This window comes from Sphingomonas silueang (genome assembly GCF_040049155.1).
Lineage (GTDB): Bacteria > Pseudomonadota > Alphaproteobacteria > Sphingomonadales > Sphingomonadaceae > Sphingomonas > Sphingomonas silueang.
Genome location: NZ_JBDZDK010000022.1, coordinates 50,667 through 66,259, shown reverse-complemented (window position 1 = coordinate 66,259; position 15,593 = coordinate 50,667). Strand labels below are relative to the sequence as shown.

The 15,593-nt window shown below is 65.8% G+C and carries 21 protein-coding genes; 17 read left to right on the top strand and 4 right to left on the bottom strand.

Annotated elements, in window-relative coordinates; genetic code table 11:
• Positions 1–79: 79 nt before the first annotated feature.
• The 4 genes from ABLE43_RS17285 to ABLE43_RS17270 are packed head-to-tail and all read left to right on the top strand — an operon-like array spanning position 80 to position 3,418.
• Entirely contained in the window at positions 80–337 is a 258-nt protein-coding gene (locus tag ABLE43_RS17285) for a hypothetical protein (RefSeq protein ID WP_285139564.1), read from the top strand.
• A 42-nt stretch (positions 338–379) separates the two neighbouring features.
• On the top strand, positions 380–898 hold the full coding sequence (locus ABLE43_RS17280) for a hypothetical protein (protein ID WP_018250442.1): 519 nt from the start codon (positions 380–382) through the stop codon (positions 896–898).
• A gap of 22 nt (positions 899–920) precedes the next feature.
• Positions 921–2,147, top strand: coding sequence for a helicase HerA domain-containing protein (locus ABLE43_RS17275; RefSeq protein WP_018250441.1), 1,227 nt, complete (start codon positions 921–923; stop codon positions 2,145–2,147).
• Positions 2,144–3,418, top strand: coding sequence for a hypothetical protein (locus tag ABLE43_RS17270; RefSeq protein WP_018250440.1), 1,275 nt, complete (start codon positions 2,144–2,146; stop codon positions 3,416–3,418). Before ABLE43_RS17275 ends, ABLE43_RS17270 begins: the two co-directional genes overlap by 4 nt.
• Here ABLE43_RS17270 and ABLE43_RS17265 read toward each other — a convergent pair.
• Positions 3,400–3,753 carry a hypothetical protein gene (locus ABLE43_RS17265; protein ID WP_097352039.1) on the bottom strand — a complete coding sequence of 118 codons (354 nt, stop codon included), beginning with the start codon at positions 3,751–3,753 and terminating at the stop codon, positions 3,400–3,402. The genes ABLE43_RS17270 and ABLE43_RS17265 overlap by 19 nt on opposite strands.
• 83 nt (positions 3,754–3,836) lie before the next feature.
• On the opposite strand from ABLE43_RS17265, the gene ABLE43_RS17260 reads away from it, so the two are divergent.
• The 8 genes from ABLE43_RS17260 (at position 3,837) to ABLE43_RS17225 (ending at position 9,265) form a co-directional block, all read left to right on the top strand.
• Complete coding sequence (locus ABLE43_RS17260) at positions 3,837–5,513, top strand: ATP-binding protein (RefSeq protein WP_018250438.1); 1,677 nt, start codon at positions 3,837–3,839, stop codon at positions 5,511–5,513.
• 1 nt (position 5,514) lies between these two features.
• On the top strand, positions 5,515–5,709 hold the full coding sequence (locus tag ABLE43_RS17255) for a hypothetical protein (protein WP_018250437.1): 195 nt from the start codon (positions 5,515–5,517) through the stop codon (positions 5,707–5,709).
• Positions 5,706–6,668 (top strand): hypothetical protein, encoded by a 963-nt coding sequence (locus tag ABLE43_RS17250; protein ID WP_026189049.1) that lies wholly within the window; start codon positions 5,706–5,708, stop codon positions 6,666–6,668. The genes ABLE43_RS17255 and ABLE43_RS17250 overlap by 4 nt, the downstream gene beginning before the upstream one ends.
• A 41-nt stretch (positions 6,669–6,709) precedes the next feature.
• Positions 6,710–7,069 carry a DUF3768 domain-containing protein gene (locus ABLE43_RS17245; RefSeq protein WP_018250435.1) on the top strand — a complete coding sequence of 120 codons (360 nt, stop codon included), beginning with the start codon at positions 6,710–6,712 and terminating at the stop codon, positions 7,067–7,069.
• Positions 7,066–7,890 (top strand): Mom family adenine methylcarbamoylation protein, encoded by an 825-nt coding sequence (locus ABLE43_RS17240; protein ID WP_018250434.1) that lies wholly within the window; start codon positions 7,066–7,068, stop codon positions 7,888–7,890. Before ABLE43_RS17245 ends, ABLE43_RS17240 begins: the two co-directional genes overlap by 4 nt.
• A gap of 18 nt (positions 7,891–7,908) precedes the next feature.
• Entirely contained in the window at positions 7,909–8,316 is a 408-nt protein-coding gene (locus ABLE43_RS17235; protein WP_018250433.1) for a response regulator, read from the top strand.
• 190 nt (positions 8,317–8,506) lie between these two features.
• A complete protein-coding gene (locus tag ABLE43_RS17230; protein WP_018250432.1) occupies positions 8,507–8,701 on the top strand; it encodes a hypothetical protein in 195 nt (64 codons plus the stop codon).
• 363 nt (positions 8,702–9,064) lie between these two features.
• A complete protein-coding gene (locus tag ABLE43_RS17225) occupies positions 9,065–9,265 on the top strand; it encodes a hypothetical protein (protein WP_097352040.1) in 201 nt (66 codons plus the stop codon).
• Between the two features lie 122 nt (positions 9,266–9,387).
• On the opposite strand, the gene ABLE43_RS17220 is transcribed toward ABLE43_RS17225, so the two are convergent.
• Positions 9,388–9,882, bottom strand: coding sequence for a hypothetical protein (locus tag ABLE43_RS17220; protein ID WP_018250429.1), 495 nt, complete (start codon positions 9,880–9,882; stop codon positions 9,388–9,390).
• A 42-nt stretch (positions 9,883–9,924) separates the two neighbouring features.
• Between ABLE43_RS17220 and ABLE43_RS17215 the strand changes: the two genes are divergently transcribed.
• Positions 9,925–10,359, top strand: coding sequence for a hypothetical protein (locus tag ABLE43_RS17215; protein ID WP_018250428.1), 435 nt, complete (start codon positions 9,925–9,927; stop codon positions 10,357–10,359).
• A 9-nt stretch (positions 10,360–10,368) separates the two neighbouring features.
• Here the strand turns inward: ABLE43_RS17215 and ABLE43_RS17210 are convergent, their stop codons facing one another.
• Together ABLE43_RS17210 and ABLE43_RS17205 are read right to left on the bottom strand one after the other, a co-directional pair.
• On the bottom strand, positions 10,369–10,944 hold the full coding sequence (locus ABLE43_RS17210; protein ID WP_018250427.1) for a Ros/MucR family transcriptional regulator: 576 nt from the start codon (positions 10,942–10,944) through the stop codon (positions 10,369–10,371).
• On the bottom strand, positions 10,934–11,866 hold the full coding sequence (locus tag ABLE43_RS17205; RefSeq protein ID WP_145957898.1) for a hypothetical protein: 933 nt from the start codon (positions 11,864–11,866) through the stop codon (positions 10,934–10,936). The genes ABLE43_RS17210 and ABLE43_RS17205 overlap by 11 nt, the downstream gene beginning before the upstream one ends.
• 55 nt (positions 11,867–11,921) lie before the next feature.
• On the opposite strand from ABLE43_RS17205, the gene ABLE43_RS17200 reads away from it, so the two are divergent.
• From ABLE43_RS17200 to ABLE43_RS17185, 4 genes are all read left to right on the top strand, one after another.
• Positions 11,922–12,497, top strand: coding sequence for a competence protein CoiA family protein (locus ABLE43_RS17200; protein WP_018250425.1), 576 nt, complete (start codon positions 11,922–11,924; stop codon positions 12,495–12,497).
• A gap of 18 nt (positions 12,498–12,515) precedes the next feature.
• A complete protein-coding gene (locus ABLE43_RS17195; protein ID WP_018250424.1) occupies positions 12,516–12,998 on the top strand; it encodes a hypothetical protein in 483 nt (160 codons plus the stop codon).
• A 789-nt stretch (positions 12,999–13,787) separates the two neighbouring features.
• Complete coding sequence (locus tag ABLE43_RS17190) at positions 13,788–14,306, top strand: DUF736 domain-containing protein (RefSeq protein ID WP_018250423.1); 519 nt, start codon at positions 13,788–13,790, stop codon at positions 14,304–14,306.
• Positions 14,307–14,387: 81 nt separating this feature from the next.
• The gene (locus ABLE43_RS17185) at positions 14,388–15,452 is read left to right on the top strand and encodes a DUF2493 domain-containing protein (RefSeq protein ID WP_018250422.1); all 1,065 of its coding nucleotides are present in this window, start codon (positions 14,388–14,390) and stop codon (positions 15,450–15,452) included.
• Positions 15,453–15,593 lie beyond the last annotated feature (141 nt).

The window sequence follows — 15,593 nt, the reverse complement described above, 5'->3', positions numbered from 1 at the left end:
TGCCGGACTTTCGTTCTACAGTGCCCGGAGCGGAGAGCCGGATGCAGTGAAAGTTGCACGTCCGGTTCGGAGGGGGGCAGTGGGGTGTTCTCTCGTAGACGCCACCCTGCCTACCCTACGGTACGACAGCGGCACCTTCGTCCGTGCCATCGCCCTCCACTTCGACGATGCCGCCGCGATCGCCGCGCAGCAGCGCGCCAACCGGCTTCTCGAACGCCTCCAGCGGCATCGCCCCACCATCGATTCCTGCCTCTATGCGGGCGGTCGATACCGGGCTTTGACCTTCACCGGCCTGCCGCCGGAGCGCTTCCCGGCCGAGCGCCCACGCTACGCCTGAGCCCGGCCACGGTCATTCACCACAGTCACGAAAGGATCGGTCATGCACCGCGTCCATTATTTCGCCACCAGCGCCGACGCATTCGATGCCTGCTTCGAGACACATCCGGGACTTGCCGAAGGCGATGTCATCGTCGCGCTCGCCGAAGGTGTCGTCGGCCTCGCCTCGGTCTATCCGATCGCGGTGACGCGCCAAGGCGGTGCGCTGCACCACATGCCGGCAATGACGCGCGAGGTGCTGCTCGGCGAGATCGTCCACGATGCCGCGCAAATAACCAACGCCGTCGAAACCGCGCTCGTGCACCGTCTGCCCGTCGAACCTCATTACCTCCCGTTCGCCAGCAGGCGGCATATCCTGCGCGCCGGCGAGGCCGCCGTCGCCTTGCGGCCCGATGACATCCTCGCGGTCGCCGACGCGATCGACCACCGCCTGCGCGCGCTGCGGACACGCCTCGATGGGGCCGTACCCGACAGCTCGCAGGCGCTGTTCCTCGAACGCGGCATCGCGCAGCTCGCCGAGGCTCGCGACCGCCTGGCGGCTTATGCCCGCGATCCGCGCTGACCGCTCGACCAGGGAGCCCGCCATGCTCGATACGCTCGACCCCACCGCGACCCGAACGGGCGAACCGCCGCGCACCGCGACGCGCGTGCCGATCGGCCGTCACGCGACCGGCACGCTCGATCTCGATCTCGACCGGCTGCTTGCCGGGCGGATGTTGCTCCAGGGCGGTTCGGGCGCCGGCAAGAGCCGCACCATGCGGCGCATCGTCGAGGAAGCGTTCGATTACGTCCAGACGATCATCGTCGATCCCGAAGGCGAGTTCGGCAACCTCGCCGCGCACATCGGTGCGACGACCCTGAAAGCGGTCGAGATCGCATCGGACGGTCTGACCGCCGCGGCACTGCGCGCCCGACGTCACCGGATCGCGCTCCACCTCGACCTTACCGACCTCGATCCCGAACAGCGCATCGTCAAGGCTTCGGCCTTCTTCGCCGGACTGATCGGGGCGCCACGCGAGGACTGGACGCATACCGTGCTGGTCGCGATCGACGAGGGGCATCTGCTTGCCCCGCATATCGCGGGCTCGGCGCGCGATGCCGAAACCCGCCGCCTCGGCGTTGCGACCCTCACCGATCTGTGCGCGCGAGGCCGCAAGCGGGGTATCGCGCCGGTGATCGCCACCCAGCGGCTCGCCAAACTGTCGGCCTCGGTCATCTCCGAGCTTCAAAACTTCCTGATCGGCATCAACGTCTTCGACCGCGATATCGCGCGCGCGGCCGACATCCTCGGCTTCGGCGCGCGCGAGGCAGACCGTCTGCGGCTGCTCGAACCAGGTGAGTTCTACGCCTTCGGCCCGGCGCTCACCGCCACGCCGACGCTCGCCCGGATCGATCCGACCATCACCAGCCATCTGGGGCAAACACCCGCCCTGCACGGTGCGGCCGACATCGAAGCGGCCGAGGCGGAACGGCTGCTCGACCTCGATGCCTTGCGCGAAGCACCGGCTCGCCGCGATACCGCGCTCGCCATTCGCGGCACCCGCGCGCTCGATACCTTCCTGCTTGACGATGCCGCGCCGGTCGCGGCCGCGATCTGTCTTGCGCTGCGCCGGATCGCGCCCAACGCGACGACCGCGACCGAGCTTGCCCGCCACCTCGCGCTGGACGCCGAGGCCGTGGATGCCGCGCTCGACCTTCTGGCACTTCTCTCCGCGATCGACACCATGCCGCGCGGCACCGACCGCATGGCGAGGCTTCATGCGCGGCTGCGCGCCCGCCTCGGCGACGTGCCCGTGGTCGGTCTGTCATGACCCGCATCGCCGCCTTTCCCGACGACGCGGAGGCCCACGCTCCCGTCATCGTCGAACTGGTCGCCTGCCCGGCGCCGGTGATACCGGCCGAGGGGACTGCCCTTGCCGAGGTGCCGTTCAGCCAGCACGCCTGGCTCCCGGGCGAGATCGACACGCTGCGCCATCTGTTCGCCGGGGATGCCACTATCCCCGATATCGCCGCTGCAACCAGGCGATCGATATGGGCGGTACGTGAGCGCCTGGCAGTGCTCGGGCTTCGCCGCGCCAGCAGCCGGCCTTGGGGCGAAATGGAGGACGATGAACTGGTCCGGCGCTACGGGCAGGATGCGACCGCGGACATCGCCTCGGACTTCGGGCGAAGCTGCGGGGCGGTCTATGCCCGTGCCGGATCGCTTGGCCTGACCGAGAGCCATCCGCCACCATGGACACCATGGGAAGATGCCCAACTGCGCACCGGGTATCTCGCCGGCGTCGCGCTGGTCGCGATCGGGGAGATCATCGGGCGTTCGACCGGCGCGGTGTCCGCGCGTGCCGGCGCGCTCGGCTGCAAGCATCCCGCGCGCAGTGCGCCGTGGCCGAGCGATGAACTCGCCCATGCCGTCACCCTGATCGTGGCGGGACACCGCTACGAGGCGGTGCGGGGAATGCTCACCGCCGAAGGCTATGCCGAACGATCACTATCCGCGATCAAGCAGCTTGCGGGTCGCCTCGGGATCGGGCGGGGCTGGGGCCGGAACTGGACCCGTGAGGAGGACGATCTGCTGCGCGAGGCGTACAGGGATGCGGCAAGCCTCCCGGCCGTCGCCGCTCGCCTCGGTCGCCCCCCCGGATCGGTGCGCTGGCGTGCCGGTCACCTCGGCCTGCGCGGCACCCATGCGAAGGCTGACGGCTTTCGCGCCGGCCCGGTATGGACCAAGACCGATATCGCCACCCTGCGCGCGCTCTACGGGACGATGCCGATGGATGCGCTCGCGCACCGGATGGGACGGACCAGGGCCGCGCTGTTCACCCGCGCCAACCTCCTTGGACTGGTACACGGTTACCACCGTGCCTTCACGCCTGACGAGCGGGCCGCGGTGCGCATCGCCCATGCCAATGGCATTGCGCTCGCCGACCTCGCGACTGCGCTCGGGCGCAAGGCGGCGACGCTCAGCAAATATACCGGGAGCCACGGGCTGTCGTTCGGTCGGCGGGAACGGCTTGTACCTCCGCCGACGCTTGCGACCATCCTCGCCCTTGGAGCATCGGGCGATCAGGACCCTGGCTCTTGACGCGTGCCGAACTGCATTGCCGCCAGATGTAGCTCCTCGCGCCACTTCTCCTCGTAACCTTCGCTCAGATCCTGTCCCGAAAGCCGTTCGAGGTTCCTCGTGACCTTCGCCGGATCGAAGGTTTCTCCGGTACGGTCGGCGAACACCATCCGCATCGTCTGAAGATGCTGTAGCTGCGCGGCGGTCCGCAACGCGGCGCGTATCGCTTCCTCGCCTGAATCCCGATCCGGCCCGAGCATAGCGTTCAGCCGGCCATAGTCCGACAACGTGAGCGGTTCGGGCATCGGCACCATGTCAAACTCCTTCGGGTTCATCACGACAGCATCAACGATCACGCGCCGTCATCGGTGCACGAGGCAGCAAAGGGGAGCGGGATGGGGAAGGGCGGGCCGAGAGCCCGCCAGAACGGAGCATTCCCATGATCCCAGCCACCATCGCGACCGCGGTCGCCCCCGAGACGATCGCCAAGGTCACGCGCCTGTTCAACAACACCGCGTATGACGTGATCTGCGAGCTGCTCCAGAACGCGCGGCGTGCCGGCGCAAGTGTCGTGGCCATTGCGCTCAACAGTGCCGGCAGCGAGCACTTCCTGCACGTCACCGATGACGGTCACGGCATTGCCGATCCCGCCAGCATCGTGACGCTCGGCCGTTCGGGCTGGTCCGATGAGACTCGCCGCGCCGAAGATCCCGCCGGCATGGGCGTCTTCAGCCTCGCCGGGCGCGATGTCATCATCCGCTCCTTTTCCAAGCCCGACCGGCAAGGCTGGATGGCGCATATTCCGGCCTCCGCCTGGGAAACGAGCCGCCCGATCGCGATCTCGTCCGATCCGATCGCGCGCGGCACCGCCATCACCGTCCGCGTTCCCGACGAATGGCTGAAAACCCTCGAACGCGATGTCGAGAAGGCCGCCAAACACTATCCGGTGCCGGTCACCTGGAACGGCAATGACCTGGTGCAAGAGGACTGGCTGAAGGACGCCAATCATATCGAGGAATGGCAAGGCGTTCGCATCGGCGTGTTCCAGAAACACCCGTCGCATTATTCCTCGCGCGACGGCCGCCTCAATTTCCACGGCCTGACCATCCCATGCGACCTGCCCTACGTCCAGGAGGTCGATCGGGGCGGCCACTGGATCGCGCGGGTCGACATCTTCGACGCCCCGCAGATCCAGCTCGTGCTCCCGGCGCGCAAGGAAGTCGTCGAGAACGACGGCATCGCCCGCCTGCGCGATGCGGTCCGCGTCGCGATCTACCGCGCGATCGAGGCCGCGGGCACGCACCGGCTGTCGGCGCATGACTGGCGCGAGGCGTGCTCGCTCGGCATCGTGCTCCCCGAGGCCGCGGCCTATCTGCTGTCCTGGACGCCGAACGCGGCAGATTCCTCGCGCAACTACGAGAGCGGCCAGCATATCACCGATCCCGGCATGGTGCTGATGCCGGACTTCGACGCCTTGGTCGGCCAGCCCGCCAACGCAGCGATCGCGAAGCACAACCCGTTCGGCGGACCACTGGTCGAAGCGCAGGACGCGTTTCAGGGCTATGGCTGGTACGACATCCTCGCTCAGGTCGAGGATCTGCGCTTCCGCGTGACGCAAGGCGACCGCACCTTCGTCGTCTCCGATACCCAAGAGGCGCCCGCCGAGGCGGAGAGCGGATGGGTTGAGGCGATCACGCTGGAAGCGACGATGCGCCACGCCGGCGCGTTCATCGAGGTGTCGACCGAGGCCGACGTCGCCTTCGCACCCGATCAATGGTCGTGCAACTCGGTCGATGAGACGTCGGTGTTCGTCTTGCGCGGCAGCGACCAGACCGCACTCGGCGTCGTCGACCTCCTCGAAAGCGCGATTTTCTACGCAAGTGACGATAGCGACGCCGATAGCTACAGCACCCAGCTCGAACGCTTCCAGGCCGATGCCGCCGAGCGCATCATCGGCATGCTCGAAGGTGACGACGCCGCGCTGAAGAACCGGGTCCGTGACCTTCTGGCGAGCCACTATTTCGTGGTTCCCGAGGATCGCAGCGTGTCGATCGTGATGACGCGTCGCGGCGTCGAGATCACCGTGTCACCCATCGCCGCGCCCGAGGCCGCGTGACATGGCCCGTTACAACCACGCCTATACGCTCGCGTTCAGCCTGGTCTCGAACGACGACAAGGGGCATGACGTCGATGCCCGCCAGCTGCGCGCCGCGCTGCTGGCGCGCATCATCGATCTCGACAACGAAGGCACCTGGATCGAGGCGACCGGCGCGCCCTTCGACAGCTATCTCGAACCGGAGGAGCCGTCATGATCCTCCCAACAGCCCCGTCGACCGTCCTCCCGCCGCCCCCGGTGGTTCTCGCCTATGGCGTCGGCGTCGACAGCACCGCGCTCCTGATCGAGAAGCACGCCCGCGGCGAAGCGCCCGGCCTCGTGCTCACCGCCGATACCGGCGTCGAGAAGCCGGCGACCTATGAGTATCTCGACGTGATCCGGCCCTGGATGCGCGATCGCGGCATCCGGTTCGAGCTGGTCAGCTATGTGCCCAGGCGCTTCAAGCACTGGCCGCCCTATTTCGGCCTCCTCGAAATGTGCCTGACCAACGCCACGCTGCCGTCCAAGTCGCTTGGCGGCTCGTCGTGCAGCCTCAAATACAAGAAGGCACCACAGGACAGGTTCCTCAGCCTCTGGCAGCCGGCGATCGATGCGTGGGGCAGGGGTCAGCGGGTGACGCGGCTGATCGGTTACGACGCCGGCCCGCGCGACACCGCGCGCGCCAATCACGCCATGAGCATCGACGATCCGCTCTACCATTGCGAATATCCGCTTCGCGAATGGCGCTGGGACCGGCCCGCCTGCGTTACCCGGATCGAGGCCGAAGGCCTCCCCGTACCGCCCAAGTCGGCGTGCTGGATCTGTATCGCCAACCACCCGGACGAGATCCGCGGCCTGCCGCAATGGTGTCTGCGCCTGATCGTCCTGGTCGAGGCGCGCGCTGCGCCACGACTCCATACGGTCGAGGGACTGTGGCGACGCGGCACCCGTGCGCGGCCCGGATCGATGACCGCGTTCATCCGCGCCGAGCATCTCCTCCCCGGTGACGAGATCGACCGCATCATGCGCGACGCGCCGCTCGACCTGATCCGGTTCCAGGACGTCGCCGCTGTGATCCCGGTGACCGAACGGCCGACCATGGCAAGCTGGCTCGACCGCTTTCACGCGGCTTTCCCCGACCGCCGCCCGCGCGATGTGATCTCGCTCGCCGCCTGACCAACACGATCCATCATCGTATCGAACAAGGGAGCATCATCATGATCGCTGTCACCGACGAGACGCGCACCGAGATCATCGGCCGCCTCAACGACCGCTGCCGCCAGGGGCTCGACCGCACCGCCCGCATCGTTGTCACCCGGACCTGTCTCGCCACGCTGGCAGGCGACACGCTCGCCTCGCGGGCAATCGCCCAGGCCCACCTCATGCAGGCGCTACGCCGCTGCACCTTCGATCCGCGCGATACCGAACGCAACCGCGGCAGTTTCACGGTGCGCGACACCGAGGTGTTCTTCGCGATCGACTATTACGATGCCGCGCTCGAATATGGTTCGGAAGATCCCGCCGACGCCGGCGTCACCACCCGCGTCCTCACGCTCATGCTGCGCGAGGATCTGTGATAACCGCCCGCTCACAGCGCTGGCGTGACCGCCGCGCCTCGTTCGTCTCCGACGACACCGTTATCGACCCGCGCCGCTACGCCGTCGATGTCATCGACCATGCGACCGCGCGTGCCTTCATCGCCGACCACCATTATCTGCCCCGCTATCCCGCCGCTCAGCTCGCGGTTGGCCTGTTCGGACCCGGTGCGGGTGAGCGCGCATCGCTGGTCGGGGCTATCGTCTTCGGCGTTCCCGCGACAGGGGCGGTCATCACCCGCCACACCGGCTTCGCCGATCCGGCGCGCGGCTGCGTTCTGCAACGCCTGCTCTGCCTGCCAAGCGTCGCGGCCAACGGGGAAAGTTACTTCGCCTCACGCGCCTTCCGGCTGTTGCGGCAGGCTCGATCCCGCATCGAGGCCGTGGTCAGCTTCTCCGATCCGGGCTTTGGTCACTGCGGCTGTGTCTATGCCGCACTGTCAGGCGCCTATCGTGGTCGGACGCGCGCCCGCAACGTCCTTCGCATCGCCGGCGAGACGATCTCCGAGCGCACGCTGTCGAAGATCCGCAACCTCGAAACCGGCCATGCCGGTGCGATCGACCAGTTGGTCCGCCTCGGCGCCCGCCGGCCCGCGACCGGCGAGCATCCCCGCGCCTGGCTCGATACGCTCAAGGCAAACGGGGTGCTTGCGGCACAGCGCCAAAGCCCGCTGTTCACCTATTGCTTCGAACTTACCCGCCGCGCGCGCACGGCCGGGCAAAGCCTGCCACGGCTCGCCTACCCACGCCGCAGCGACGCCATCGCCCAATATCTTTTAGCGCCGCATCAATCACATCGCTGACCGGGGAGTTATATCACTATGACCCTTTCCACCGTCCCCTATGCCCTCGCCGTCGATGACGATCCCCTGATCCTCATGGATGCCCGCTCCATTCTCGAAGATGCCGGCTATCGCTGCCACGAAGCCGACGACGGCGATGGAGCCATCGATCTGCTTGGCCAGAAGGCCGAACAGATCATGCTCCTCTTCTCCGATGTCGAGATGCCCGGCAGCCTCGACGGCTTCGAGCTTGCCCGGAAGGTTTTCGCCACCTGGCCGTGGATTGATATCGTCATCGCCAGCGGCCGCATCACCCCCGAGCCTGGCGACATGCCCGAGAACGCCACCTTCATCTCCAAGCCGTTCACCGCCCGGCTCGTGCACGACCATCTCCGCCAGACCCTGCCCGACGGCAAGAAGCCCGAACCGCTCAAGGAAAAATCCTGAGCCGCCTTGGCGGCTGTATCAAAACGAAACGGGGCGGCACCCTTGCAGAGATGCCGCCCCGTTCCCGAAGGATCCTCCATCCGGACGGATCAACCACTCGAACGCCACAGCGCCCGTTCCGGTCCCGATCACTCTTATACGATCGCTTCCTGATTTTCCATGAACGAACCCGCTACCCAAGGATTACGCCATGACCGACACCGCTTTTTCCGCCCGCCGGGGTCGCCTAGCCTCGTTCGAGAACGCCTATGCCGTCGCCGTTCAGCGTCGCGAAGACACCGGCGCCGACCAATATGTCATCGCCACCGGCAATCCCGTCCAGCCCTTCCGCGTCTCCCGGCACGAACCAGCCCCGACCGACACCGTCTATGCGATGGTCGCCTGAACATTCGTCGGGCAACCTCGCTGCCGGAATCATGATCTTCGCCGATGCGGCCTCACATCGTCGCCATGAACAACCCGGCCGCCGGCCTATTCTCAAAATGTTCGATCTGAGCGTGCAACGATCCGCACCGTTCGCGTTATGAGACACTTACCCAAACCAGGGAGTATCATGATGCGATTTAGGTCAGGATTGTTGATCGCGTTTCTGGTCAGCAGCGCCGCGATGCCGGCCAATGCTCAAAGCCTGCTCGGCAAGCTTCGGGACGCCGTCAAGGCACCATAAAGTCAGAGCGACGACGACTATGATCCGGTTCGTGCCGACCGGGAGCGTCGCGAGCGCCAGGACGCCCAGTATGAGGCCGACATGCAGCGTCGTCGCGCCAACCCTTGCGTACCGGGCAACATGGCTGCCGATGACACCCGCGAGCTATGTCTCCGCCGCGAGCGCGCCAATGCAGAAACCGACCGCGCCAGCGCGGAATCCGACCGTATCTATCGCGCCAACATGGCCAAGCGTGATCGCGAAGCGGCGGCAGAGCGCGCACGGTACAAACGGCGCAAATAGAACCCGTCGTCATGTGATGACCGTTCGGGTCAGGCCGGTTTCCATGCCTGTATCAAAGGCTGGAAAACCGCCCTGACCCGCATCGGTCGCATCCTCATGTCAGGAGCCGGCATCGGGATCGGTCACAGCCAGACGCTGTTCACCCGATGATCCCGCGCGGTGCGATCCGTACACCCCATGATATCCGCCGCGTTCGGCTCCTCCAGCGCATCCTCATGCGCCCAATGGATCTGCGGCACGCCCGCCTCCCTCAGCGTCACCGACGCCCGGCCACGCGCATATAGCAGCCCCTTGAGCCACCCCAGCATCTCCACCGCCGCCTCGATCGACGTGTCGCTCAGCAGATACCACAACCGCATCTGGAACGGGTTCGCATCGGTGATGATCGCATCCAGCGCCGCATAACCCTCGCCACGCTTCACCCCGCGCGCCACATCACCCTGAAGCGCCTCGAACGCCTCCAGCAACTCGCCCGCCGACAACCACGCAAGGTCGATCTCGACCCCGACCGCCGCACCCGCCAGCACCCGGCGTTCAGGCGCAAGCTCCACGTCGTTCATCACATCGACCAGCGCCAGGTCATAGTCATGCCGCTTGATCGTATCTGTCCAGTGCATCGCCCTCACTCCCTTGCCCGAATATCCTTCAAGGACAACACCTTGAATGAGGCTGCCGTTGCCAGCAAACAAGTCGATGAAAACTTCTCCCCGGCGTCGCGCAGCCGCGCGCGCGCCGGGATCCGCGCAAGCTATCGCGAGGGGACGCCACGGCTCATGAACTGGAACAAGGGCGGCGACAGCCGCGACGAACGCCTCGCTGCCATCGACACCCGCGCGATCCTCGCCGCCGTCGGCGACCTCGAAGACCTTCGTGACCACCTCGCCGACGGTGACGATGACGAGCCGCCCGAAATGCGAACCGACATCCTCAACCTCCACCGCCTCGCCATGGCCGCCGCAAACGGCGCGAGCGACAACGCCGAACTCTTCGACCTCGCCATCGATCTCGCCGATCGCCTCGACGACATGGCCGATATCGTCGATCGGCTCTCCCGAACCGTCAACGCCATCGCCACCCTCGCGCCTGACGACTGAAGCCGCCGCCTACGACCCGAGGTGCGCCTTTGCCGCCGCGATCCCCAGCTTGCGCCCGCGACGCGGCCTCTCCGCCGATCCCTCCGGCCCGCCATCCGACACCTCTGCCGTCCCGACCGCTTCCGCTTCGGCCTGGCGCGGCTTGCGACCCAGCCCGATCTTCTTCGCCATGTCCCGGCGCGCCTCGCTATAATCCGGCGCCACCATCGGATAATCCGCCTTCAGCCCGTACCGCTGGCGATACTGCTCCGGCGTCAGACCATGACCCTTCAAATGACGACGCAGCGTCTTGTACGGCTTCCCGTCGATCATGCTGATGATCGCATCGCTCCGCGCCAGCGACTTGCGCACCGACACCGCCGGCGCATACGCCTGCGGCGCTTCTGTCGCATCGCCCGTTCCCGTCACGCTCCCCGATGCCTCCAGCGCGCTCACCGCCTCGTGCATCCGCTGCAGAAACACCGGCACATCCTCGCTCGACACCCGCGTGTTCGGGTTCGACAACCACGCAATCGTCAATTCCGTCGCCAGCTCGACCGGATCATTCTGCGCAACCATCGACATCTTCTCACCGCTATCGTTCATAAAGCCACCTGCCTTCCCCCGTTGTATGATCGAACGAGAACAGATGTTCCATCGGATTGGACCGGCACTCCCCGACAATCCGTCCCTTGAACCCATGACGTCCATGCTCGAGATCAACAAGATCCCCGCAGATCGGGCAACTCGCCTCATACCCATACAACCGGAACAACGGGCGACCGTCACTCCTTGCCCGGGTATGAATTACGCCAAACTTCCCGTCCCCCCTCACATACGGCCATTCCACTCGCCATGCCTGGTTCACCGGCAGGCTCAACCTGTGGAACACCACCCACACCAGATTGGCGAATATGGCCATTGACAGCACCACCAACCACGCGTTCGCCGTGAACAACCCATGGTAAAACCCATAGAGCGACAGGAAGAACGGCACCGTTACCAACAACGTCGGGTAAACACCCGGGGCCGACCACCGGCTACGCGACGGCAACCGACCGTAAATTAGCCGACCCAGCCACGTCATCTCGACCGGCCTCTCCGTATACACGATCCCACTGGCATCGGGTGCCGGTTCAGGCGGCACCTCGAACGACAGCCATAGCGCTGAGCGCCCGCTATGATGCACCTGCATCACCTGGTCCGCCCCATGCTGCTCCCGCAATCGGCCCGAAATCACCCGTAGCCGCTTCGCCAGATCCGTCATCGACCGAAACTCGGGCACGCCCGGCAACCGGCGGACCTCGTTCCACGAATACGTCCGACCGAAATCCTCCAGCAGATCGTTGAGCACCGCGCCCGCCGCGGCCTCGATCGCCACCACCGCCCTGCTCGACTGGTGATCCCGTACCCATGCCTCGATCGCTGACCGGGTCGCCTCGGACGGCTCGCGCGATGGCGCAACCAGCGCCGCTACGACGCTTCCCGGCTCCTGCATTCTCTCGTTGCAACTGTCGTCAATAGACACGGACCCACCCCCCGGCGCGGCTTCGATGGACCATCAAGCCCTATCGGAACCTGCAATGAAAGCCCTCCCGCAGCGCCAGCTCGCCATCCCCTTCGTGCTCGATCGACACCACCGCCATCACGACGTCGATACCCTCAACCTCCGCGACATCCACGCCTTGCCCGATGGCCGACACGCCTTCCGATGCGCAGCCTGCCTCGAACCCGTCGGCGTGCGCGCCGGCGTCATCCGCCAACCCTTCTTCGCCCACTTCCCCGATGACGACGCCACACCACCCTGCCCCTGGCGGACGAATATCACACCCGCCGCCTTCCACGGCCGCAACCCCACCGGAGACGACGGCAAATGGCACATCGATGCCCAATGCCAGATCATGACCATCCTCGAAGCCATGGGCTGCCACCCCGCTCGCAACGCTTCGGCTCATACACCATCGGGCCTCCGTAAACCCGACATCGCCGTCACCATCGATCGCCAGTTGGTCCACTTCGAGGTCCAGGCCTCTCCCACCAGCGCCTGGTGCGCGGAACGGCGGATCGACCGCGACCATGACCACCGCGCCGTCACGATCTGGATCGTCAGCGCCGATGCCTTCGACACCGCCGTCGATGCCGGTACGCTACCGACATAGGTCGACACCCTCGCCGCCATGGGCAACGGGCAGATCTGGCTCTGGAATGACGACTGCTACAACAAATCACGCAACGCCGGTCGGCTCAACATGCTCCGATCCACCATCGACAAACCCGGGACAATCGAACCCGCGTCGTTCCCGGATGATCTGCCGCGCCTCTTGCCCGTCGCCGTCCGACGATCGCACGCAGGTCGAACCCGCCTGCAATATCCCAACTGTGTCCCGATCGACGATCGCGGTCGCGATAACCTCTCCCATCTCCGTAGAATGCTTGCCGACGAGCTGAAGATAATCGCCGATCGGCTCGGCCAGTCATTCCGATTCAACTATGCGATAGCCTGCATCAACACCCCCGTCCCCTCCTACCGTATCGCCGACGGTGAACGTCATGATGATCTCCGGCGATGGTTCGACCGGCAACCGCGACTTCACCTCGCCACCATCAATGAACCGACAGCCTCGGGGCCACCCCGCCCGATGGGCGGGGCCGGGCTCTAGTCGGCTAAAGCCGACCGGAGCCACGCTGAAGCGCGTCTCCGCCCCTTGCGGGGTCACGATCCCTTGTCCGGGGTTTCCGCCCCCTACGGGCCTCCTGCGCGCCTCCACGGGCATGATGACGCACCAGCCTCTTCCACCCTGAACGTCACACCCAGATCCACGCGCATCGCCAGCAGCCTGCGGCTGTGGAATCATGCGCTGGCGCGCATGATGATTGTTCGTGGGGCCAATGATCTCATCGCACCCTTCGCCGCCTCTCAGTGTCTCCGCGTTGCAGACCCGCCCGCCGGGGTCGGCGTCGCGATGGTATTGCCAGCAAGGCTGGCAATGCTTTTGTTTGTTTGAAGACGCCTCAACAAGAATACCGGACCGCTGATGGATTGTCCGCGATGCGGACAATGCTTTTTGCTGATTGGTCCTACGGTTTCCACCGCTAAAGCGGCGGAGCCTCCGTCATTCATGTTGACCCCGCCGACCGTGCCTGCGCCTTGAGCCCCTGCGAGGACGGCTCCGGGTGCGATGAGATCACAGGCCGGGGCTACGCCCCCCGAACATCGTTCCTGTTCATCTGAATTGCTCGCTACCGCGATCAATGCTTCTTTGTTTGTTTGTTTACGCTTGCTGGACGCAAGCTCTTTAGATGCTCGGACTCACCGTGTACGATAACTTGGTGTCAAGAAATCAATGCGCTTCAATACTTGGGGGGGAGGGGGTAAAAGAAAGATGTCGGGAGGGGAAAGGCCCCAAGCCCTGGCAAAGAGGGGGAACGGCCCCCACGGAGTAAGTCACATGAACATCGGTTCCTTCAAGAGCACCAACGGCCAGCTTCTCGGTTCGATCGCCACCGCGCACATCGACCTTCCCCGCCTTGGCCTTCGCCCGGTCGAGAGCGACAGCGACAAGGCACCCGCGTTCGAAATCATGGCGCTGAACGTCGCGCGCCGCTGGGTGCAGATCGGCGCTTTGTGGGAGCAGACCAGCAATTCGAGCGGCGAGGTTTTCTATCAGGGACGTTTCGACGACCCCAGCCTCACCGCCCCGGTTCAAGTCATGCTTTTCCGCACCGACGACGAAACCGAAACCTACAACGTCGTATGGAACCGCCCGCTGCCCCGCCGCGAGAACCTCAACGGCAGCCGTCAGGGACGCGGACGCCGCACCATCGATGACGGTTTCGGCACCGGCAACGCCGACGCCAACGGCCAGATGGTCGAGGAAGGCGCAACCGACGCCGACGCCATCCCGCCGATGACGCCGACCCGCCGCCGCAAGAGCGAGACGACCGCCGACGAGACGGTCGCCGCCTAAGACCACCGAACGGACGGGGGGAAGCGACTGAAACGCTCCCCCCGGTCCTAAGACGCCAACCCTGCCAGAGAGTATGAACCAATGACCAAGCAAACGCCCTCCCGCCGCTATACCAGCCTTTCGCAGCTTGGCGAAGCCATGGGATCGACCCCGGGGGAAATCGCCGCGCAGGACCGCGCCGACGCCATCCGCGAGGAAATCGCCAACGACACCACCAGCGACAGTTTCAACGCCGCGTTCGGCGACGTCGGCGCATGGTCGATCATGGGTCCGGGCGAGATCGCCCAGCAACTCGACATGCCCGAACCCGCCGAAGCGCAATTCGATTGCCGCGCGATCATGGCGACCCTGTTCGACCTCTTTGCCGATACCCGGCTTGAGACGAGCGCCCAAGCCATCGCATGGGGTTTCGTCAATTCGTTCCACTACGAGGCGCAGAAACTGGCGCGCGAGGAAGACACGCTGGCCCGCGACTTGGGCGAGATGGCCCGCCGCCCCGATCCGTCAGAGATTTACGCCGTCGAACTGGAGGAAATGCAGCTACGCACCCAAACCAAGATGGAGCAGCGCGCCGCCATCGAATGTATGCGCGCCTATGCCGCCGATTGCTACCATGCCCACACCGGGCAACCGTGGAGCAGCGCGCGCGGCTCCGTCGTTTCCAGCGCCACCACCGCCAGCCAGATCGACAGCCTCGACTTTCTCAAGGCGCGCGCCGAGGCGATCCGCGAAAAGCGCAACCCGACCGGCCCCATCGTCGTCTTTTCGGGCGGTCAGGAATGGCACGACTTCCAGATGCTTTACGACCGCCTAGACGCGATCAAGGCGCGCGTTCCCCACATGACGCTTTGCACGTCCGGCCAGCGCAAGGGATGCGACCTTATCGCCGCCTCTTGGGCCGCGAGCCGCAAGGTTCCGCTAGTCGCCTTCGCGCCCAACGTCCGCCGCTACGCGGCAGCCGCAGGCTTTCGCCGCAACGACCAGCTTGTCGCCCTCGCGCCGGTCGAAGCCATCGTGTGTCAGGGAACCGGCATCCAGTCGGGCTTGCTGGACGAACTGAAAAAGGCAGGCGTTCCGACCCAAGCCTATCGCATTTCCGATCAGGGACCGGCCCCCGCCGCAACCAAGCGCGCGGCTTGGGGTTGACCCTCTAGGGACGGCGCACCCCCCCCTGCGTCGTCCCGCCCACCCGTTCCCTTGGCAGGGATGACTAGGCCAGCCCCGGACGCTCCCGCCGGGGCTGGCCGCTTGTCGCCACCGGCGCTTTGTGGGGGGAACCCTACAGGT